The following is a 19,665-nucleotide window of genomic DNA, read 5'->3' as shown; positions in this document are numbered from 1 at the left end:
GACCCAGACCCAGACCCAGACCCAGACCCAGACCCAGACCCAGATCAGCTCCGCCGCGCTGGCCAACGAGAACTCGCGTTCGCTAGCGACGACCGATCAACTCGTCGCGAATGCGACCGAGACACGACGTCGATCTGCTGAGGTCCACCACCTTTTCGTGCCGCATAGCAACCCCCCGGGGGCCTGCAAGGCCGACGACTCGCTATTCGATGAAGTGGAGCGTCGGTTCGCGTCCCGACCTCGACCCCGAGGTCTCGGGCAAGGGCAGCAGCCTGACCGCCTCGATCGAAGTGCGACGCCCGTGTCCGTTCTTCGGTGCAGGGCAGCCTGGGCATACGGGTCAGGTGGCAATGACGCGTCCCCATCCAATCACAAGCCTCGTCATCTTGACGTTGGCGGATTGACTCGTCACTATCCGTAGAGGCGGATGAAGTAAGTCGAAACGCCACAAAAAACACGACTGGAGGAGTGATTGGACTCTCTCGCCGATGCTGCGGCGCACGGAGGGCGCGAGCATGCGCCTTCGGGTGAACCTGCGCCCGATTCGCCGATGGATTCGGCCGACATCGTGCGCGTCACGATCGTCGGAGGCGGCTGCGCCGGCCTGGCGACAGCTTGGCAACTCCTCAATTTGAATGAGGAACGGGCGAGGCGGCGCCGAGTGGGGGCCACGCACGAGGAGCGACGCTCGACCGAGAAATGGCCGCTCTACGAGATCACCGTGTACGAGGCGAGTGAGCGCCTGGGCGGCAAGGGAGCGTCGGTACGAGACGAGCACGGACGCATCCTCGAGCACGGCTTGCACGTCTGGCTCGGCTTCTACGAAAACGCCTTCCGGATGATGCGGGAGTGCTACGACGAGGTGGAGAAGGCGCGGCGCGAGCCTGATCCGAAGTTCGCGATCGGTCCGCTGCCCCACGACCGCTTCAGCGATGCATTCGCACCCGAGCCCCACATCGGCGTGGCCAGCCGACATGGCGGCGCGTGGGAGGTCTGGACCGCATTCCTTCCGCCGATGAAGGGGCAGCCGGGCGACCCGATGGATGCGGCTACCAACCCGTTCAGCCTCTGGGGCTATCTCGCGCGGGCTTTGGCGCTGGCCAAGTCGCTGATGCAGAGCGTGCTGGCGCCGGCGCGTACCGAGCACGGCGGCGAGCGACGTGGCCCCCGTGCCCGTTCCGCGCTGGACGAGGCCGTCGAACTCGATTTCTCGTTCGATCCGGCCGATGCGCCCGACGTGCTGATCGAGCGCCTGACCGTACTGGCGCGCGGCGCCCTGCTCACTTCGGCCGCGGGCCTTCTGCAAGCGGCCAGCTTCGTCGAAAGCTGGCTGCGCGAGCAGAACCCGGCGCCGCAGATCAGTTCATCGCTTCTCAACTTCATCGAGGCCCTGGCGACCAACGCACGCCGCCAACTGCAGGACGTCGTCCTGATCGATGAGGAGGTGCGTCGAAAGACGGAGATTCTCGACCTGCTGATGACCATCCTCATCGGTCTGTACCGCGATCGGGTCTTCTTCGATCCGCGCGGCCTCGACGTGATCGACGGCATCGACTACCGCGACTGGCTGCAAAAGCATGGCGCGACGACCGGCGCGCTCGACTCGCCCCTCGTATGCGGCATCTACGACCTGGTGTTCGCCTACCGCAACGGCGATCATCGCAAGCCTTCGCTCTCGGCCGCGCAGGCCTTGCGTGGTGCGATGCGCATGTTCTTCACGTACCGGGGGGCGATGTTCTGGCGTCTCCGGTCCGGCATGGGCGACGCGATCTTCGCGCCCTTGTACCGCGTGATGAAGGCACGCGGCGTGACCTTCAAGTTCCTTCATCCGCTGGTCGATGTGGAGTTCGATTTCAAGGGCCGCCAACCTCGGGTGACATCGCTGCGCTTTCAGCCTGGGGGAGATCCGGATGCGCTGACGGACGCTTCGCCACTCGATGACAAAGGATGTTGGCCGAAAGATCGGATCAAGACTTTCGGACCCAAGCCGGGAGCCAACGGCTATTCCGAAGTGACGCTGGACCAGGCCGATTTCGATGCGGTAGTTCTCGCCGTCGGCAAGGACGACTTCGTCGACGCGTGCAAGAAGTCCAGGCAGAACCCGTTCGAGAAGCTGCCCGCATGGAAGCTCATGGATAAGCACGTGAAGACTGTGGGCACGCGCTCCGCACAGGTATGGATGTCGAAGGACATCGAAGAGCTCGGCTGGGACCGCGGCCCGGTGATCGTCGCCGGCCTGGACGCGCCACCCCGCGACAGCAACAAGAAGGTGTCTCGTCGCTATGAGACGTGGGCCGATATGACGCACATCCTTGCGGCGGAGCGGGCCTATCGGACTGGAGGTCAAAAGCCTGGGGCCGACATGGTCAGATCGATCTCGTATTTCTGTGGCGTCGTGCCCGATGAGAGATTTCGCGCTCAACTCGACCGCACCGAGAAGCTGGAAGACGAGTTGGAAGGCTTCCTGAAGACGCGTATGAAGGCGCTTTGGCCCGAGGCCTACGCCAACAATCAAACCCCACTGGACGCGCTCGTTTCCGCCGACGGCGCCAAGATGGGCAACATGTCCGATCAGTACGTACGAGACAACAGCGCCCCGCGCGATCGCTACACACAATCCCTTCCGGGCAGTGGCACCGTCCGCATCTCGCCGCTCGACCCCGGAATCGCCAACATGACGGTGGCGGGCGACTGGACGGACTGCGGCTTCAACGGCGGCTGCGTCGAGGCCGCCGTCATGTCGGGCATGCTCGCCGCACATGCGATCAGTGGCCGGCTGGATCTCAACCTGATCGTCGGATACCACCATCCATGAGCACCCAGTGGCAGCGACCGGTTCTCCCGGTCACAAAACCCAATCGCAACTTCGGCGGCGTGTATCGGAGTGCCGAGGGCGAAAGGGCGGGCGAGACTTTCGGCGGCGTGCCGATGCAGACGACCTCCGACGCCGTCATCGCGGCGGTCCAGCTGGGCTACAAGGTCGCCGATGCCCAACTCGCGCGTGGGCGTCGGCTCGCGAGCCATCTCGGCGGTGCGGCGCGCCGCGCCGGTGTCAAGAGTGCGGCGCAACCGGTCGATGCCACCGAGCGGCTGATGAAGCGGGCCATGCTGCTCATGATCGAATGGTTCGAAGGCGCCGCAGGAGACCCGCAAAGCGCGCTGCGCCGTGTGATGAGGGCGGAGTATGAAGCTCTCGGATCGGCCTTTGGCCTGACCAGGAAGGGCTTCGGCAAGTCCGATCACCGTGCCGGGGCGACACCTGACAAGGAGAAAGAGCGCGCGCACGATGCACCTCCGCCATCGGCTGCGCCGGCGCCGGCGCCCACGTACGCGTCGCGGACTTCCCAGGCGCCAGTGCAGGCTGTGCAAGTGCGTCACGGAAAGAAATCCGTCAAGCGGTTCGTGCGTGTGCTCGATGTCGAATGGACATCCATGCACGACGCGGCGCACACGGACCTGCTGTTTCATCACGGCTCGGCGCTTGATGCCGAGCCGCTCGAAGCATCCCTGGTGCGAGAGAAGGACGCGACGGTGCTTGTCGTCACGACGACGGCGAAGAATCCGCCAGGCGTGTGGAGCGCGGCGGTGTGCGCTGCCGATGGCACGCAGGTCGGCTTCATCGAGATCAGGCTCTGACATGGCCACGGCATACCGCGAGCGACCGGCTTTCGAGCAAGTCGACGACGGATTGGTCCAGGAGGTGCTCGACGAGTACGGGTCGCTGGTTCGGCGGCAGTTCAAACGCTGGCTGCCGACGAATGCGCCGCGCAGCTATCTCGACGATCTCCTCGCGGACTACCCGCGCCGTGGCGGCAAGATGCTGCGGCCCTGCATCTGTCTCGCGACGGCACGGCTCTTCGGCGCGGATATCGAGGACGCGGTGGCTTCAGCCGTCTCCATCGAACTGCTGCACAACGCCCTGCTGATCCACGACGACATTGAGGACGAGAGCGACCAGCGCCGCGGCTCGCCGACGCTGCATGCGCTGCACGGCATTCCGCTGGCGCTCAACGCGGGCGACGCGCTCGGCTTGCTGAGCCTGGCGCCATTGAAGGCGAACTTCGAGCGTCTGGGGATGTCGCTGGCGCTGCAGATCTTCGAGGAGACCGAACGCACCGCCTGGGCCAGCGCCGAGGGGCAGGCACTGGAACTCGGATGGCAGCGCGAATCGCGGCTCGATGTCAGCGAAGAGGACTACCTCACGATGGTGTTGCTCAAGACGTGCTGGCTGGCCTTCATCCATCCGCTGAGGGTGGGCTGCCTGATCGGGTCGCGTGGCCGCTACGACGTCGATCGACTCGTGCGGCTCGGCAACTTCATCGGCAGCGCGTTCCAGATCCAGGACGACCTGCTGAATCTCGACAGCGGCGCGAGCTATGGCAAGGAAGCCGACGGCGACCTGCGCGAAGGCAAGCGAACGCTGATGATCATTCACGCGCTCGAACATGCGCCGCGAGCGGATCGCGTGCGTCTGGAGCGTTTCCTGGGGCTCGCGCGCGAAGAGCGCAACGCGGATGAAATCCAGTGGGCGCACGACCTGATCGTCCGCTGCGGCTCGATGGAGCATGCGCGCGGCGTTGCAGCAGGCATGGCCGGTGCCGCGTTGTGCGAGTTCGAGCGCTGTTTCCCCGACCAGGCGCCCAGTCGCGACCTGAGCTTCTTGCGTGCGATGCCGACGTGGGTGCTGCAGCGCGCCCATTGAGCCTCCGTCGTACGCGTCATCTCTGGAGCCTCTTGCCATGTTTCAACAGATCCTGCTCTACGGTGCCAACGGGTTCTCCGGTCGCATCGTCGCGGAGGCTGCTGCCAGGAAATGGAAGGACGAGGGCAGCAGGTTCGAGCTGCTGCTGGGCGGACGTGATGCGCACGCGCTCGCCCGCATGGGGCGCGACCTGGGCGTGCAGACGCGGGTGGTCTCGCTGGACGACGAGCAAGGCCTCGACGCAGCGCTCGGCGCCAGCGGCATGTTCGCTGTCATCAATGCCGCGGGGCCCTTCGAAGCGACGGCGATTCCGCTCGTGAAGGCCGCGCTGCGCAACAAGTGCCACTATGTCGACATCAACGGCGAGGCGGATGTCTACAAGCGCCTCGATGACTTCGGCTATATCGCCAGGCAGCGGGGTGTGGCGCTCGTCGGCGGCGCAGGCCATTGCGCGACCACATCCAACGTCATGCTCGCCTCGGCGCTCAAGCAACTCGCCCAGGACGGGATCAAAGAGATCGGCACGGTGCGAATCGCGTACTCCCACGTCAAGTATGTGTCGCGCGGCAGCGCGCAGACGGCATGGCGTTCCATTCGCGAGCGGACGATGGTGGTCCGCTCGGTCTTGAAGGAGCAGGACAAATCGAAGAGGGGGAGACAGAAGCAGGGAATGCAATCGCAAGCGGAGTCCGAGCGTGAGTACCAGTTCGAGTACGAGCCCTGCGGCAAGATCGAGCGCGAGTTCGACTTCGGCGATGTTTCGAAGCAGGAGGAATGTTGCGGCCAGCGTTCACCGCGCCGCATTGCCATGTTGGTGAACCTGCTGGACTTGCTGACCGCCCGCATCACGCTTGCCCGCAACGAGGACATCCTCGGACACCGGATCGAGAGCTTCATCGAAATGCCGGAAGGCGCGCGCATCTTCGTGCAGCTCGGTGCGTTCTCGGCGCCGCTGTACGCGTTGCCGGCGTGGCGCCGGCTGGTTCGCGCGCAGGTGGACATGCTGCCCGAAGGACCGGACGCACAGGAGCGCGAGGAAGATCGCCACACCGTGCTTCTTCAGATCGATGACGGTGCTGGCCGCACGCTGATCGACTGGCGGATGGAAACGCCTGATCCCTATGATTTCACGGCGGACTGCGTGATCGGTGTTGTCGAAGGCCTGGGCAAGAAGAACCCGGTTGGTTGGTGCACGCCGGCGGAGATGTTCGACATCGACATTTGGCCCAAGCAGACGTCGGAGCAACTGTTCGACAAATGCGATTTCCAGGCGCGCAATGTCCGCGCCACGGAGACGCAGTCATGAAGGAAGCAGCCGACACCGAACACTTCTGGTTCGGTGTGATGACGAAAGTGAAGACGACGACGACGACGACGGCGGCGGAGGCCTATGACATCGCGGTTGACGTCATTCGAGACCGGAACAGGCCGAACGCGATTGCGGTCCTCATTTCGAGCGTGAAGGACGAGAACGGACGCGTCCTGGAGTGCAGGTTCGGATTGACGAATGTCGTCGCCTGGGGCGATGCGTTTCGCGCGCGGGGGATTCCCGCCGCCGAAACCTTGATTTCCGTGGATGTCACCGGGAACTCGATCGTGGTCCGGGCGCCGCTCAGGGCGATGACCGGTGACGAGACCGAAGATCCCGAGCCACCGGTGTTGATCACGCTGTCGGGCGTGCAGTTCTTTGAGGCAGGCGGTGCCGATGCGCTTCGCGAGTTCTTTCCCGTCGTCTATTCACAGTTGGCGTTCTCGCCGGCAGCCGGGTCGCCTGACAAGGAGGTCTTTGCCTTGGCTGAGACCATTGCCACGCCGCGCGAATTGCTGGCCGCGTTGGAGAGCGTTGTTTCGATGGACGTGCACGAGACGGTCCTGCCGGAGTTGAAGGCCTTTTCGGGAGCGCACTTCAGATTGTCACGCGCCTGGTCAGGTGTTCTCAACGACACGCTGGAGCAAGTCCTTGTCCAGCGACAGCCGGCGCCGACACCGAAATGGACGCGCCAGGCCAAGCCTTTTTCCGCGACCGGCTACCGATTCACCGATGTCGAGTTCGTCGGCATGCGGGTCGATCTGCGGCCCTATGGCTCGGACGCCGATGATCTGCTCGAGGAGTTGATCAGGCCGCTGAATTTCCATCTCGACGCGCCCGATCCGGCGGATGCCATGTCGTTCAAATACCAGCCAGCGGCCCGGTCGCTGGTGATCGAGCTGGTGCGCTACGGGCGGATGTACTGGGGCAAGGACGTTCCGACTGAAGAGCCGGACTATTTCGAGTCCCAGTTCGAACTCCTCATGCGCGTGCTGGTCGGTCGCGTCGACGACGGGAGTGCGCAGGCGCGCGATCCCGCGGTGTTCGTGCCAGCCATCCTCGTGGACAACCCGTGGTCGAAGCTGATCGGCCGTGAGTATCAAGGCTTCGAGAAGCGCTTGGCACGCTTCGTCGACAAAGATGGGCTTCCGGTACGTTCGACGTCCGCGAACCGACAAGGCACGGGATCACGCCTGTTCGACATCACGGGGATCGAGCAACTGGCCTCACTCGACCCGGACGCCCCGCGCGGGATTCGCGTCGCCGACATTGATCTGCCTCCGATCGATGCCGATTGGTATTGCAATGCCGAGCCGGTCGATTCGTACGGCGTGTCGCTGGCCGCGGGCCCCCGATGGCGGCAAAGCGACTTCTCGCGCCGGGAATTCAGAAGGTCGTTCGCGCGTGACGTGCTCGCCGACGGATTGGACAGCTTTCATTCCATTCAGGTCGCGGCCGTCGACACGCGCCCGCTGCCGTTTGCCTGGATCACGGGAACCTTCACGCTCCGGGGCTTGAGGGCGGCATTCCCCAGAGGGGTCGCCACGCTGACCCTGAAAGATCATGACGGCCTGCCCTGTGCGTTCAGGCGGTTGTGCAAACTCATGGAGGGCGGGCCCATCGCCATGCCGACGGGCGACTGGTACGTCGGCAAGTCCTCAGTGGACCTGAAGGTGGACGACGGGCTCGTCTGAGGTCAACGCGGCGGCCGTGACGCCTGCCTCGAAATGGGCAAGCATCACCTGGACGAAATCCGGATCGTCCGGTATGGGCACGGTCCCGTCGAGGACGCCCAGCACGAGCTGCACAGCGTCGCGATAGCTCGCGTCATCAACCAGGCGGAGCAGCAGGGCGGAAGCGCGAAGCGCGACGGTCAGCGAACCCTGGGCGCGGGCATGCATGATCGCCTTCAGCAAATACATGGTTGCGCGCCCACGGTCATCCTCGAGCTGCGCCAGGAGAATGCGCAGTTCGCCGGCCATGTAGGTTTCTTCACCGTGCTCTGCGCGCTGCAGGCCCTGTTCGGCCGCTGCGCGCGCGCCTTCGCGATCGCCCGCGGAGATGAGCGACAAGGCGATGCCCCATGAGTAGTACGTGGCGCTGACCTCGGCGCCCGCGTCCATGAAGGCCTTGTGCAGGTACTGCAAGGTCCCCACCGATTCAGGCGCTGTGCCGAGCGCGCCCTGGGCCATGCACAGCTGCATCATGCCGGCCGGGATCCAGGTCTGGAAGCCCCGCTCCTGCGCGATCGCGAGGCCTGCCGTGGCGAGTTCCGCCGCATGCGTGAAGCGGCGCTGCAGGAGTCTCGATGCCGCAAGCCAAATCTTGCCGTAGCTGCTGTCGAACGGGCTCTTGAGTCTCGACAGGTGTTCCTCGAGTGCGGTCGCCGCGCTCTCTGCCGCCCGGAGATCGCCGCGCATCCAGGCGGTGGTGGTCATCATCGCCCAGGCCGCGGTCGCGGGTTCCTGCACGTTCGGATAGGTGAAGCTGTTGCCTTTTTCCGACTGGTACAGCTTCAGGCAGCGGTCCAGGCGTTCCTGGCTTTCGTCGAGCCGGCCCAGGTAGGCCAGCGGGTATGCGGCGAATGCGAGTGCGTCGATCAGCAGATCGAGGCGGCCCGAGCGTTCGGCCAACCGGATGCACGATTGCGCGAGTTCTTCCGAGCGGACGATGCGCCCGCGCACCAGGTAGTGCGTGCCGCTGCCGCGAATGACGGGATAGGCATCTTCGGGTGGCGTCGCGTCATCGCAGAGTGACATGGCCTCGGCGAAAGCCTGTTCGACCTCGGGGGCCGTGTACCCTCGCGTGGCAGTGAGCGAATGCCCCAATTGCGAAAGCAGCGCGCGGCGCAGCGAGCGCTGGGCCCGCGGATCGACGATCTGCTCGGTGAGATTCAACCCTGTCTTGGCGTGGCCGATGGATTCCTCGTAGGCCGCACGCCTCGCGGTCATGCGGCTTGCGTCGACCAGTGTCTGTGCCGCCCGCTGGCTCTGGCCGGCTTGGGCGAAGTGGTGCGCGAGCAGGTCGAGCGGGACCTCGCCCGGCGCGTCACCCTCGTTGGCCTGCAGCAGGTCAGCCGCCCGGGCGTGCAGGCGCTGCCTGTCGCCGCGCAACAGGGTCTGGTAGACGGCATCGTGGATGAGCGCATGCCGAAAACGCAGCGCCCCAAACGACGCAGCGCTCGTGGCGATGAGGATGCCTTCCTCGATCAGCCGGCCGATCGGCCCTGCCATGTCGCCACTCTCGTCGGCCAGCCGTCCGAGCAACTGCGGCGAAAATTCCCGGCCCAGCACCGCGGCGGACTGCACGAGCGCTCTCAGCGCGGGCATCCGATCGAGCCGGGCCTGAATCAAGGTTTGCAGAGTGCCCGGAATCTCCGCGCCTGATCCGGCATTTTTCTCCAGCGCGGCCCTTGTCAGCTCCTCCAGAAAGAGCGGGTTCCCCTCGCCGCGCGACACCACGCTGTCGACAGCGCTCTCCGCGATCGCTCCGCCCGCGGCGAGGTGCTGCACGAGCTTGCGCGATTCCTCGCCGTCCAGAGGTTCGAGATCCTTGCGCACGACATGCGGCAGCACTTCCAGGAAGGCGCCGGCCTCGTGGCGCCGTGTCACCAGGATCATCAGCCGTTGATCGGCGGAGCCTTCGATCACGCGTTGAAGCATCAATGCTGTCGTCGCATCGCACCAGTGCAGGTCTTCGACGATGAGCAGCACCGGGCGGCGATCGGTGAGCGTATGCATCAACCACACGAGCAGCTTGACGGTGTTCTCGCGCTCGAGCTCGGGGCTGTCGTCGCCCGTCATACCCGACGCCTGCGGCCACAAGACAGGGCGCAGGTAACGCAGTGCGTGCTCCGGTATGTCGGCAGCAACCGCCCCGGCAAGCAGCAAGCGCGTCTTGTCCAGCGTAGTGGCTTCGTCATCGCTGGGTTGCACATCCGCCAGGCGACGTAGCAGCACGCCGAGCGGATACAGCGGTGCGTTCTGCATTCGCGGTGTGCAATGGAGGTCGATGTGCTGCACCTCCTCCTCGGCGAGCGATTGCTGAAGCGCTCGCGCAATGCGCGACTTGCCCACGCCGGCCTCGCCGACGAGTTCGACCACTTGCGGGCTGCCCTCGGAGGCCTGACGCCATTGCGCGGCGAGTTCCGCGAGCAGTGTTTCGCGGCCGATCAACTGGCTGGCCCCTTGCCCCTTGCGCAGGGCTTCGAAGCGCGACAGTGACGGCAACTCGGCTGACGCCCGCCAGGCGGTCACCGGCTCGGGGAATCCGGCCAGGCGCAGGTCCCCCAGCGATTCCAATTCGAAGCGCTGCCCTACCAGTCGGCGGGTCTGGTCGCAGAGCACGACGCCGCTCGGCGGCGCGGAGGAGACAAGGCGCGCCGCAAGATGGGCCACGGGCCCGGTCACCGACTGTTCGTCGATCGCCGCACCATCGATCATCTCGCCCATCACGACAGTGCCGGATGCGATGCCGACCCGCATCTCGAGCACGGCGGGTGGCGGTGCGAGCACGGAGCGGATCGAGTGGACGAAGTCGATGCCGGCCCGCACTGCCGACTCCGCGGAGTCCTCCTGCACGGCGGGATAACCGAAGACGACGAAGGCGCCGTCGCCGACGAACCGAACGATGTACCCGGAGTGACGGCGAGAGACTTCGCGGACAACACGATGGATCGATGAGAAAACGAGCCTCAGGTCGTCCGGGTCCAGCACGTTGGCGAGGCGTGTCGATTGCACGAGGTCGCAGAACAGGACGGTGCCCTGACGCAACTCGGGCCGTTCAATCGACGTCGTGGGCAGCGCCGCGCCACATTGGTCGCAATAGCGCGCAGAAGCACGGGACTCGGAACCGCATCGCGGGCACAGCGTGGACATGTCGCGACGGAGCCTTTCAAGCAGCATCGGCAGTGATTGATCACCTTTCGAGCGCGCATGTTAACGCGGCGCGTGTAGAACTTACATACTAACAGCTGCATAAGTCAAGACGACGCTGTCGATTGGGAGCGCACGGCCTGCCATTGCGTTGAAGCCGAGGCAGGACTGAGCGAGTTTCGGGCGTCCGGAGAAGGGGCCAAAATGGATGCTATACTCGCAAGCTGTGCGGCTGTAGCTCAGTTGGATAGAGTACTTGGCTACGAACCAAGGGGTCGTGGGTTCAATTCCTGCCAGCCGCACCACTCTTCGAAATGGCCTGAAGGTTTTGACCTTCAGGCCATTTTTCTTTCGGCAAGCCCATTCAGGGCCGGTTACCCCATCAGAATCGGATTGCGACGCGCCTCATCGATTCGCCGCTGCCGCACTGCTTCGCGACACTGGCCAACTCGTGCCGCCTTGGGCTCCGCGCAACGATTGTTGACGCACACGGCGCGCGCCAGGAAGCTCAGTCCGCTGCATCCCGCCAGTACGTCTTGCCGTTGACGGCTCGAAGCAGCCCCGCCTTCCTTCGCACGCAACGAACTCGACTTCGCCAGGCGGGTTGGCGCCGATCCTCCATTCGAGAGGCGACTGGTGTCCTCCTGTTCCACGACCTGCGCCTGTACTTCAGGTAACGGCGGCGACGCATTGTTCACGGTCTCCTCGCGCCCGATCGTCTTTCTGCCGGTCAACAGTTCCGACACAAGCCTGTCCTGCGAAGAGCCCATCGCAACTGGATGAACTGCCTCGACCGGAGCGGCCAAGGGCGACGTCGTGCCATGGGCAGCCGCCAATTCGGGATTCTCGAATTCCAGTTGATGCCACGCGCCGAAGCTCGCGAACAAGATCATCGGCGGAACCAGAACCATGGTCAGGACGCTGCGCAGCGCGCGGGCATCGGAGAATGGACGCTGGGCTGGCTTCACGGGTTCAGGCACTGTGTCCTCCTCGCTGGGCGGAGAGATCATCCCTCCGCAGGTCCTGCAGCGAACCGCATACTGGCTGTTGACGGTTCGGCAGAACTCGCAGGCAGCGTAGCCGGACTCTTCGCGCTGCACCAGCATCTTGAAGAAGTCCCCCACTTGCGCATAGGAAACGGCTTGCACCGTAGTGGGCCACACAGCGGGCCATATGGAATTCGCGGTGGTCGCAAACATGCTGGGCTCCTTGGGTCATCGGTTGAGAATTCCCCTGCCCTGTGAGGAGCAGGCGCGGGTGCCTCGAAGACAAGTACTTGCGCGCAGGCCGGCTGCATCGGGCAGGCAATGCCCGACCGCCCCGGGTCCCGTCGGGCTCATTGGAAGGCTTTTGTCTTACGCCAAGCGCACGGCACTTGTAAGACTGCGCCTGAATATGAAAGTCAACAAATGCTGAGGCGAGCCGTTGGCTTTCCCCGATCCAGCAACACTACTGCTGGAATGGCCGCTTCCGCGCACCCGCATTGCCGCCGGTGATAATGCGCCGGCGGCCACGCCAGGGGCCGCTTCCGGACGCGTTCACAGCCTGGCGCTCATGGGGACAATCACGATGAGTGCATTGCATATGTTCCTGCCGGCCTCCGAGCCTGCTCGCAGCGAGGCGTTGGCCCAGCTGAAGAAGACCCACCACGTGCCGCGCCACCTTGTGAGAGGTATTGCGCGCGGCGATCTGGGCAAACGGGGATTGGCAATCTCAAACGAGGTTCCGCAGGTCCAGCAGGAGGCCCCGTCACAGGAACCGCAATCGCTCGACCCACCGCCATTGCAGGCAAGCTGAAGCCAGCGGCGCAGTGCGCAAGCGCGACCTGCCGATCCCCGGTCAGAACGAACCCCCGCCGGAGCCGGTGCCGGGGCAGAACGAGCCGAATCCGCAAAAGCCCGACGGCGATGAACCGACGCTGCCGAGGCCATGCGATCCCGGCGGCCTCGACGTGCCGCCGACAGCGGCCGGCTGGGACGCGTTGCCGATCGCGGCCGTGGCTCGAGCCCGCCCCCTGTGATACAACCGCCGCCGAGGCCGCCATGGGACGGTTGTGAGCAATGAGCAAGGCATTCACGAAAGAAGGCGACACGGACGACGATGATGGCGGCGAGGGCAGTGCCCTGCCGCCGTTGCCTGCGGGCGGCAAGAACTACATGACCCCCGCGGGCTATGCCCGCCTGCGCGCCGAACTGTTGCATCTGATGGATGAGGATCGTCCCAAGGTGGTCGAAGCAGTCCACTGGGCCGCCAAGAACGGCGATCGCTCGGAAAACGGGGACTATCTCTATGGCAAGAAGCGGCTGCGCGAAATCGACCGTCGGATCCGCTTCCTCACCAAGCGCCTCGAAGTCGCGGAGGTCACGGACCCTTCAGTGCACCACGGGAGAGACCAGGTGTTCTTCGGCTCCACGGTGCGCTATGTCGATGAAACCGGCGAGGAGCGCGAAGTCACCATCCTGGGCATCGACGAGGCGGACAGCGCGCGATCGCAAGTCAGTTGGATTTCGCCGATCGCACGCGCATTGCTCAAGGCGAGGGAGGGTGACGTCGTCAAGCTCGCGACGCCCGGCGGCGTGCACGACATCGAGGTGTTGTCGGTGAGCTACCCGCGGTCTTCGAACGTCTCATCCTGAGCGGCCGAAGGCTCAGGGCGCCGGGATCGTTCGTGCCGCAGCGAGCACTGAAGAGGTCCGGCGTACGGCGCGCAGCACGGCTTCGAGATGCGTGCGATCCCGCACCGCGATCACGAAACGCAGATCTGTCGAATCCTGCGGCGTTTCGTCGGCCATCTCGACGTGTGTGATGTCGGCCTCGGCATCCGCCAGCGTCGCGGCGACGCGTGCCAGGACGCCCTTGTCGTTCCGCACGGTGATGACGACGCCGGTCTCGAAAGTGCGGACGGGGTCGTCGGCCCATTCCACCGCGAAGAATCGCTCGCTGTCCTTGTAGCGCAGTCGCTGGCCGACGCCGCACTCTTCGGTGTGCACGACCAGGCCTTCGCCGTGGCCGAGGTAACCGATGATGGAATCGCCCGGAATCGGCCGGCAGCACAGTGCGAAGCGAACGGATGAGTTCTCGCTCCCGTCGAGCGTGACGGCGCCCTGCGAGACCCCCTCGTGCGCGGTGAAGCGCTCACGGCTCAGCATCAGCGCATCGGGCTTTTCGCCCCGCTCGGCCAGCAAGGCCATGAGCCGCTTTGCAACGATGCTGGCGATGCGCTTGCCCAGGCCGATGTCGGTCAGCAGCTCGGAGCGCGTGCGGTTGCCGGTGAAGCGCAGCAGCTTGTCCCAGAGTTGCTGATGCTCCGCATCGTCGCCCGGCAGATTGCCGAGGCCCTCGGCCCGCAGCGCCTGGGCGAGAAGCTTTTCGCCCAGGCCTTCGGATTCGGCGTGGGCCAGCGTCTTGAGGTAGTGGCGGATCTTCGAACGCGCACGGCCAGTGCGCACGAATCCGAGCCAGGCAGGGTTCGGCGTCGACACCGGCGCCGTGATGATCTCGACCACATCGCCGTTCTTCAGCTCGGTGCGCAGCGGGACCTGGTCGCCGTTGATGCGCGCGGCAGAGGTGTGATCACCGATGTTGCTGTGGATCGCGTAGGCGAAGTCGACCACGGTCGCACCGCGCGGCAGCGCCATGATCTGGCTCTTGGGCGTGAACACGTACACGGCGTCGGGAAAGAGGTCGACCTTGACGTGGTCCCAGAACTCGGCGGCGTCGCGCGTTTCGTCCTGGATGTCGAGCAGCGACTGCAACCACTTCGCGCCGAGCCGCTCGCTGGTCGCCGCCTGAGGCTCCGCAGCCTTGTAGAGCCAATGTGCTGCCACACCGGATTCGGCGACCACATGCATCGCTTCGGTGCGCAGCTGAAACTCGACGTTGACGCCCGCAGGGCCCACGAGCGTGGTGTGCAGCGACTGGTAGCCGTTGAGCTTGGCGATCGCGATGTGATCCTTGAACTTGCCCGGCAGCGGCTTGTACATCTGATGCAGGATGCCGAGGCCGGTGTAGCAGGCAATCACCGTCGGCACGATGAGCCGGAAGCCGTAGATATCGGTCACCTGGGCAAAGCTCAGGTGCTTTTCGTCCATCTTGCGATAGATGGAGTAGAGGGTCTTTTCGCGCCCGGCAATCCGCACGCTCATGCCGGCGGCCGAGAAGGCCGTTTCGACCTCCTGCTGCACCTTCTGGATCAGGTCACGGCGTCGGCCGCGCGCCTTGGCCACTGCTTTCGCGAGGATGGCGTAGCGCCACGGCCGCAGGTGGCGGAACGACAGGTCCTGCAGCTCTCGATAGGTCTGGTTGAGGCCGAGCCGATGTGCGATGGGCGCGTAGATCTCAAGCGTTTCGCGCGAGATCCGTGCCCATTTTTCGCGCGGCGCGTCGTCCAGCGTGCGCATGTTGTGCGTCCGGTCCGCCAGCTTGACCAGAATGACCCGCACATCGCGCGCCATGGCGAGAAGCATCTTGCGGAACGACTCCGCCTGGTTTTCCTCGCGCGTGTTGAAGCGCAGCTTGTCCAACTTCGTGAGGCCGTCGACCAGTTCGGCGACCGGGGCGCCGAAGCGCTCGATCAACTCCGACTTGGTCACGCCGCAGTCTTCGATCGCGTCGTGCAGCAGCGCCGCCATCAGGGCCTGTGCGTCGAGCTTCCATTCGGCGCACTGCGCCGCCACGGCGATCGGATGCGTGATGTAGGGCTCGCCGCTGTTGCGCAACTGCCCCAGATGCGCCTCGTCCGCGAAGCGGTAGGCGCGACGGACCTGATCGATATCCTCGGCGCCCAGATAGTCCAGACGATCGGTCAGCGCGGCGAAACTGGCGGCGGCCGCGTTCAGCGCCGCCGGACTCGGCCGGGGGCTCGATGGGGCCTCGGACTGGGACTTGACGACCGCGCTCATGGCGTCCACTTTAGCGTGCAAGCCAATGGGACGCATTCTGGCCAAAAAAAAGCACCGCGTACGGTGCTTCCTTGTTGCTCGACTGCATCAACTCAGCCGGGGACCTTCTTCAGCATTTCGAGGCCGATCTTGCCTTCGGCGATTTCGCGCAGTGCGGTCACGCCGGGCTTGTTCTTGCTCTCGATCTTGGGCGCGTGGCCCTGGCTCAGCATGCGCGCACGGTACGTGGCGGCGAGCACGAGCTGGAAGCGGTTCGGGATGTGTTGCAGGCAATCTTCGACGGTAATGCGGGCCATGAGGATCTTTCGGCGGTGGGAAGTCAGGGGATGTTCAGCGCGGCAAAGGTGCTTGCACGCGCGCGGCGCTGTGCGGAGTAGCGGAGCCGCTGAGCGTGGACTATCGCCTTCAAGTCGAAAAGTGCGCGCTCAAATACTTCATTGATTATAACGAAGTCGAACTCGCTGGCACGGGCCATCTCCTCGGCGGCGTTCCGCAAGCGGAGTTCGATGATCGCGGCGCTGTCTTCCCCGCGGCGTTCCAGTCGGGAGCGCAATTCCTCCCAGCTTGGCGGCAGGATGAAGATCATCACTGCATTCGAAAAGGTCTTTCGGATCTGGAGCGCCCCCTGGAAGTCGATTTCCAGGATGACGTCCGCGCCCTGGGCAATGCGCTCCTCGATCGCTTTCTTGGATGTTCCGTAGCGTTGGCCGTGGACGTGAGCCCATTCGACGAAGGCATCTGCGGCCACCATCGAGTCGAACTCCGAATGGGACGCAAAAAAGTACTCGCGGCCGTGCTTTTCCTGGCCCCGAGGAGGGCGGGTGGTGTGCGAGACCGAAGGTTGAACTGCGGAATCGAGTTCCATCAGGGCCTTGACCAGGCTCGACTTGCCAGCACCACTGGGCGCCGCGACCACGAAGATATTGCCGGGATAGTCCATTCGCCTGTTTCTCTATTCGATGTTCTGGACTTGCTCGCGCATCTGCTCGATCAGCACCTTCATGTCGACGCCGATTCGCGTCAATTCGAGCGTCGCCGACTTCGAACCCAGGGTATTGGCCTCGCGGTGGAGTTCCTGGATGAGAAAGTCGAGCCTCTTCCCGATCTCGCCGCCCTTTTTCACCAGGCGTTCGATCTCGTCCAGATGCGAATTGAGGCGCGTCAGCTCTTCAGCCACGTCGATGCGGATCGCGAAAGCGGTGGCCTCCGTGAGCGCGCGGTCCTGGGCCGCTTCCGGCGGCGTGCCGCCGCTCAGGCCCATGGCTTCCTGCCAGCGTTCGAGAAAGCGCGTGCGCTGCTGCTCCACGAGTTGCGGGACCAGCGGCAGGGCCTGGGTCGCCAGTGCGCGCAACTGCGACAGGTGGTCCTGCAGCATCTTGGCGAGGCGAGCGCCTTCGCGTTCGCGCGCCGACAGAAGCGCCTTGAGCGTCTTCTCGGTCACCTCTGTCAGTTCGGGCCCCAAGTCGCCCTTGGCCGCGGTGTCTCCTGCGGCGAGCCGAAGCACGTCGGCCACGCTGAGATCATGTGCACCCGGCAACCAGGCCTTGATGTTGTCCTGCAACCCGTTCAGGCGTTGCAGCAACTTGGTCGAAGGCTCGCCGATGCCGGCGTTGGCCGTGTTCTCGATCGCCGCGCGCACCTCGACCTTGCCTCGTTTGAGCTTCGCCGTGAGCAGGTCTCGCAGGACCGGTTCATGTTGGCGCAGTTCCTCGGGCAACTTGAAAGTCAGGTCGAGAAATCGGCTGTTGACCGAGCGGATCTCGACCCCGAGCCGGTTTGCGCCGTGAGGCCGCGCATCGGCTTCGGAGTGGCTGCCTGCTGGGCCGCTTTGGCCGCTGGCATAGCCGGTCATGCTGTAAACTGGCATTGCGCCTCGCTGTGTATTTGTTGCTTGCACCGTGGCGTCGGCACAGCGTTCGCTTGCCGCACCATCGCCTTCGGGCGAAACTCCCGGATTATGTCAAAGGTCAAACCTTCGCCCCTGCTGCCTGATACGGTCATTGGCGGCTATCGCGTCGTGCGGCGGCTTTCCGCTGGTGGTTTCGGTGTCGTCTACCTCGCCGTCGACCACAGCGGTCAGCAGGTGGCCATCAAGGAATACCTGCCCTCGTCGCTGGCGACGCGCGGCACCGGCGAACTCGCACCGCAGGTTCCGCCCGAAAAGCTCTCGCTCTATCGGCTGGGACTCAAGAGCTTTTTCGAGGAAGGGCGTTCCCTCGCGCAGATCTCGCACGCTTCCGTGGTGAGCGTCCTGAATTTCTTCCGCGAGAACGAAACCGTCTACATGGTCATGAACTACCTGGAGGGTGCGACCCTGCAGGATTTCATCGTCACCGCGCGCGACCTGAAGAAGCAGAAAGTATTCCGCGAGTCCACGATCCGATCGTTGTTCGACGAGATCCTGCGCGGATTGCGCATCGTGCACCAGCACAAGATGCTCCACCTGGACATCAAGCCGGCCAACATCTTCGTGACCGACGACGACCGCGCAGTGATGATCGACTTCGGCGCCGCGCGCGAGGTGCTTTCCAAGGAAGGAAATTTCATCCGCCCGATGTACACGCCTGGCTTCGCGGCACCCGAGATGTACCGCCGCGATTCGTCGATGGGTCCGTGGACCGACATCTACGCCATCGGCGCCTGCATCTACGCGTGCATGCAGGGTTATCCCCCGAACGACGCGCCGCAGCGCATCGAGAAGGACCGCCTCGGCCTGTCGCTCTCGCGCTTGCGCGGCATCTACTCGGACAACCTGATCGAGGTGGTCGAGTGGTGCATGTCGCTCGACCCGCTGTCCCGTCCGCAATCCGTGTTCGCGCTCCAGAAAGAGCTGAGCCGGGAGGGCGAGCGTCGCTACACCAAGCTCACTGTCGGCGAAAAAGTAAGACTTTCGATCGACAACATGCGCTCATTTGAGAAGAAGGGGCTGCCGAAAGCGGCGGCGCCGACCACACGTCCGGCATGAAATTTTCGGTATTCCAGGTTAGCCGCAAAGGCGGTCGTCTCAAGAACGAAGACCGCATGGGCTATTGCTACACGCGCGAATCGGGGTTGTTCGTGCTCGCGGACGGCATGGGTGGGCATCCGGAAGGCGAGGTGGCGGCGCAGTTGGCACTGCAGACCATCGCAGCCCTCTACCAGCGCGAGGCGCGGCCCATCGTGAAGGACGTCAAGGCCTTCCTGACAGCCTCCGTCATGGCTGCGCACCAGCAGATCATGCGATATGCGGGCAACAAGGGGATGCTCGACACGCCACGCACGACGGTGGTGGCCGCGGTCATCCAGGGCACGACCGCGACGTGGATCCACTGCGGTGACTCCCGGCTGTACGTCGTGCGCGACGGCGAACTGCTCGTCCGCACACGTGACCATTCGCACGCCGAGCGGCCGCGAGCGAACGCCGGCCCGGAACCCGTCAACCGCAACCTCCTGCTCACTTGCCTGGGTTCGCCCACGCCGCCGCTGTTCGACGTGTCGCCGCCGGTGCAGTTGCAGCGCGGCGACCGCATCATGCTGTGCTCGGACGGCGTCTGGGGCGTGCTGGAAGACAGCGTCATCGTGCACATCCTCTCGTCCGGCAAACCCGTTTCCGACGCCGCGCCCGACCTCGCCGAAATGGCGTTGCGCAACGGCGGCACCCACAGCGACAACGTGACGCTGATCGCGCTCGAATGGGAAACGCCCGATGCCCCGGGGCAGAAGCGGGGCGTGTCCACCGACAGCATCAGCGACGGCGTGTTCGCCTCGACCATCCAGGCCGGCATGCCTTCGGACAGCGAACTCGACGACCTCGACGAAGACGCCATCGAGCGTTCGATCGCCGAGATCAACGAGGCCATCAAGCGGTCCGCTGCCCGCAAGGGCTAGTTTTTCTTCATC

General features: G+C 64.6%; 16 protein-coding genes and 1 tRNA gene. 11 read left to right on the top strand and 6 right to left on the bottom strand.

Annotated elements, in window-relative coordinates; translation table 11 throughout:
- The first annotated feature begins 472 nt into the window (after nt 1-472).
- Genes AC1D3B_RS31225 through AC1D3B_RS31205 form a run of 5 tightly spaced genes read left to right on the top strand, consistent with a single transcriptional unit; the run spans nt 473 to nt 7,705 of the window.
- Entirely contained in the window at nt 473-2,815 is a 2,343-nt protein-coding gene (locus AC1D3B_RS31225; RefSeq protein WP_478194554.1) for an FAD-dependent oxidoreductase, read from the top strand.
- Nucleotides 2,812-3,636 carry a hypothetical protein gene (locus AC1D3B_RS31220; protein ID WP_478194553.1) on the top strand — a complete coding sequence of 275 codons (825 nt, stop codon included), beginning with the start codon at nt 2,812-2,814 and terminating at the stop codon, nt 3,634-3,636. Before AC1D3B_RS31225 ends, AC1D3B_RS31220 begins: the two co-directional genes overlap by 4 nt.
- Before the next feature lies 1 nt (nt 3,637).
- A complete protein-coding gene (locus tag AC1D3B_RS31215) occupies nt 3,638-4,702 on the top strand; it encodes a polyprenyl synthetase family protein (protein ID WP_478194552.1) in 1,065 nt (354 codons plus the stop codon).
- Nucleotides 4,703-4,739: 37 nt separating this feature from the next.
- Nucleotides 4,740-6,008, top strand: a complete 1,269-nt coding sequence (locus AC1D3B_RS31210; protein ID WP_478194551.1) for a saccharopine dehydrogenase NADP-binding domain-containing protein — start codon at nt 4,740-4,742, stop codon at nt 6,006-6,008.
- Nucleotides 6,005-7,705 carry a hypothetical protein gene (locus AC1D3B_RS31205; protein ID WP_478194550.1) on the top strand — a complete coding sequence of 567 codons (1,701 nt, stop codon included), beginning with the start codon at nt 6,005-6,007 and terminating at the stop codon, nt 7,703-7,705. The genes AC1D3B_RS31210 and AC1D3B_RS31205 overlap by 4 nt, the downstream gene beginning before the upstream one ends.
- Here AC1D3B_RS31205 and AC1D3B_RS31200 read toward each other — a convergent pair.
- Entirely contained in the window at nt 7,670-10,888 is a 3,219-nt protein-coding gene (locus AC1D3B_RS31200) for an ATP-binding protein (protein WP_478194549.1), read from the bottom strand. The genes AC1D3B_RS31205 and AC1D3B_RS31200 overlap by 36 nt on opposite strands.
- 225 nt (nt 10,889-11,113) lie before the next feature.
- On the opposite strand from AC1D3B_RS31200, the gene AC1D3B_RS31195 reads away from it, so the two are divergent.
- Nucleotides 11,114-11,190 (top strand) — tRNA-Arg (locus AC1D3B_RS31195).
- Nucleotides 11,191-11,259: 69 nt separating this feature from the next.
- Here the strand turns inward: AC1D3B_RS31195 and AC1D3B_RS31190 are convergent.
- On the bottom strand, nt 11,260-11,991 hold the full coding sequence (locus tag AC1D3B_RS31190) for a hypothetical protein (RefSeq protein ID WP_478194548.1): 732 nt from the start codon (nt 11,989-11,991) through the stop codon (nt 11,260-11,262).
- Between the two features lie 319 nt (nt 11,992-12,310).
- On the opposite strand from AC1D3B_RS31190, the gene AC1D3B_RS31185 reads away from it, so the two are divergent.
- Genes AC1D3B_RS31185 through greB form a run of 3 tightly spaced genes read left to right on the top strand, consistent with a single transcriptional unit; the run spans nt 12,311 to nt 13,521 of the window.
- Complete coding sequence (locus AC1D3B_RS31185; protein WP_478194547.1) at nt 12,311-12,682, top strand: hypothetical protein; 372 nt, start codon at nt 12,311-12,313, stop codon at nt 12,680-12,682.
- Between the two features lie 13 nt (nt 12,683-12,695).
- On the top strand, nt 12,696-12,905 hold the full coding sequence (locus AC1D3B_RS31180; protein WP_478194546.1) for a hypothetical protein: 210 nt from the start codon (nt 12,696-12,698) through the stop codon (nt 12,903-12,905).
- 40 nt (nt 12,906-12,945) lie between these two features.
- Complete coding sequence (greB, locus tag AC1D3B_RS31175; RefSeq protein ID WP_478194545.1) at nt 12,946-13,521, top strand: transcription elongation factor GreB; 576 nt, start codon at nt 12,946-12,948, stop codon at nt 13,519-13,521.
- A gap of 12 nt (nt 13,522-13,533) precedes the next feature.
- Here greB and AC1D3B_RS31170 read toward each other — a convergent pair whose 3' ends face one another.
- The 4 genes from AC1D3B_RS31170 to AC1D3B_RS31155 form a co-directional block, all read right to left on the bottom strand.
- On the bottom strand, nt 13,534-15,786 hold the full coding sequence (locus AC1D3B_RS31170) for a RelA/SpoT family protein (RefSeq protein ID WP_478194544.1): 2,253 nt from the start codon (nt 15,784-15,786) through the stop codon (nt 13,534-13,536).
- A 92-nt stretch (nt 15,787-15,878) separates the two neighbouring features.
- Nucleotides 15,879-16,082, bottom strand: a complete 204-nt coding sequence (rpoZ, locus tag AC1D3B_RS31165; RefSeq protein WP_028249368.1) for a DNA-directed RNA polymerase subunit omega — start codon at nt 16,080-16,082, stop codon at nt 15,879-15,881.
- Between the two features lie 23 nt (nt 16,083-16,105).
- Nucleotides 16,106-16,726 (bottom strand): guanylate kinase, encoded by a 621-nt coding sequence (gene gmk, locus AC1D3B_RS31160; RefSeq protein ID WP_286567738.1) that lies wholly within the window; start codon nt 16,724-16,726, stop codon nt 16,106-16,108.
- 12 nt (nt 16,727-16,738) lie between these two features.
- Entirely contained in the window at nt 16,739-17,653 is a 915-nt protein-coding gene (locus AC1D3B_RS31155) for a YicC/YloC family endoribonuclease (protein WP_478194543.1), read from the bottom strand.
- 90 nt (nt 17,654-17,743) lie between these two features.
- On the opposite strand from AC1D3B_RS31155, the gene AC1D3B_RS31150 reads away from it, so the two are divergent.
- Together AC1D3B_RS31150 and AC1D3B_RS31145 are read left to right on the top strand one after the other, a co-directional pair.
- Nucleotides 17,744-18,751 (top strand): serine/threonine protein kinase, encoded by a 1,008-nt coding sequence (locus AC1D3B_RS31150; protein ID WP_028249365.1) that lies wholly within the window; start codon nt 17,744-17,746, stop codon nt 18,749-18,751.
- A complete protein-coding gene (locus tag AC1D3B_RS31145; RefSeq protein ID WP_478194542.1) occupies nt 18,748-19,653 on the top strand; it encodes a PP2C family protein-serine/threonine phosphatase in 906 nt (301 codons plus the stop codon). Before AC1D3B_RS31150 ends, AC1D3B_RS31145 begins: the two co-directional genes overlap by 4 nt.
- Nucleotides 19,654-19,665: the final 12 nt, after the last annotated feature.

The sequence above is a fragment of the Variovorax sp. P5_A3 genome, assembly GCF_056400665.1.
The sequence above is the reverse complement of the archived record's forward strand: the minus strand, read 5'-3'. Positions and strand labels throughout refer to the sequence as shown.

Excerpts from the sequence above, each read along its gene's own strand:
- AC1D3B_RS31220 (WP_478194553.1), top strand. The coding sequence starts at position 2,812 with ATGAGCACCCAGTGGCAGCGACCGGTTCTCCCGGTCACAAAACCCAAT.
- AC1D3B_RS31215 (WP_478194552.1), top strand. The coding sequence starts at position 3,638 with ATGGCCACGGCATACCGCGAGCGACCGGCTTTCGAGCAAGTCGACGAC.
- AC1D3B_RS31210 (WP_478194551.1), top strand. The coding sequence starts at position 4,740 with ATGTTTCAACAGATCCTGCTCTACGGTGCCAACGGGTTCTCCGGTCGC.
- AC1D3B_RS31205 (WP_478194550.1), top strand. The coding sequence starts at position 6,005 with ATGAAGGAAGCAGCCGACACCGAACACTTCTGGTTCGGTGTGATGACG.
- AC1D3B_RS31200 (WP_478194549.1), bottom strand. The coding sequence starts at position 10,888 with ATGTCCACGCTGTGCCCGCGATGCGGTTCCGAGTCCCGTGCTTCTGCG.
- AC1D3B_RS31190 (WP_478194548.1), bottom strand. The coding sequence starts at position 11,991 with ATGCTGGTGCAGCGCGAAGAGTCCGGCTACGCTGCCTGCGAGTTCTGC.
- greB (WP_478194545.1), top strand. The coding sequence starts at position 12,946 with ATGAGCAAGGCATTCACGAAAGAAGGCGACACGGACGACGATGATGGC.
- AC1D3B_RS31170 (WP_478194544.1), bottom strand. The coding sequence starts at position 15,786 with ATGAGCGCGGTCGTCAAGTCCCAGTCCGAGGCCCCATCGAGCCCCCGG.
- rpoZ (WP_028249368.1), bottom strand. The coding sequence starts at position 16,082 with ATGGCCCGCATTACCGTCGAAGATTGCCTGCAACACATCCCGAACCGC.
- gmk (WP_286567738.1), bottom strand. The coding sequence starts at position 16,726 with ATGGACTATCCCGGCAATATCTTCGTGGTCGCGGCGCCCAGTGGTGCT.
- AC1D3B_RS31155 (WP_478194543.1), bottom strand. The coding sequence starts at position 17,653 with ATGCCAGTTTACAGCATGACCGGCTATGCCAGCGGCCAAAGCGGCCCA.
- AC1D3B_RS31150 (WP_028249365.1), top strand. The coding sequence starts at position 17,744 with ATGTCAAAGGTCAAACCTTCGCCCCTGCTGCCTGATACGGTCATTGGC.
- AC1D3B_RS31145 (WP_478194542.1), top strand. The coding sequence starts at position 18,748 with ATGAAATTTTCGGTATTCCAGGTTAGCCGCAAAGGCGGTCGTCTCAAG.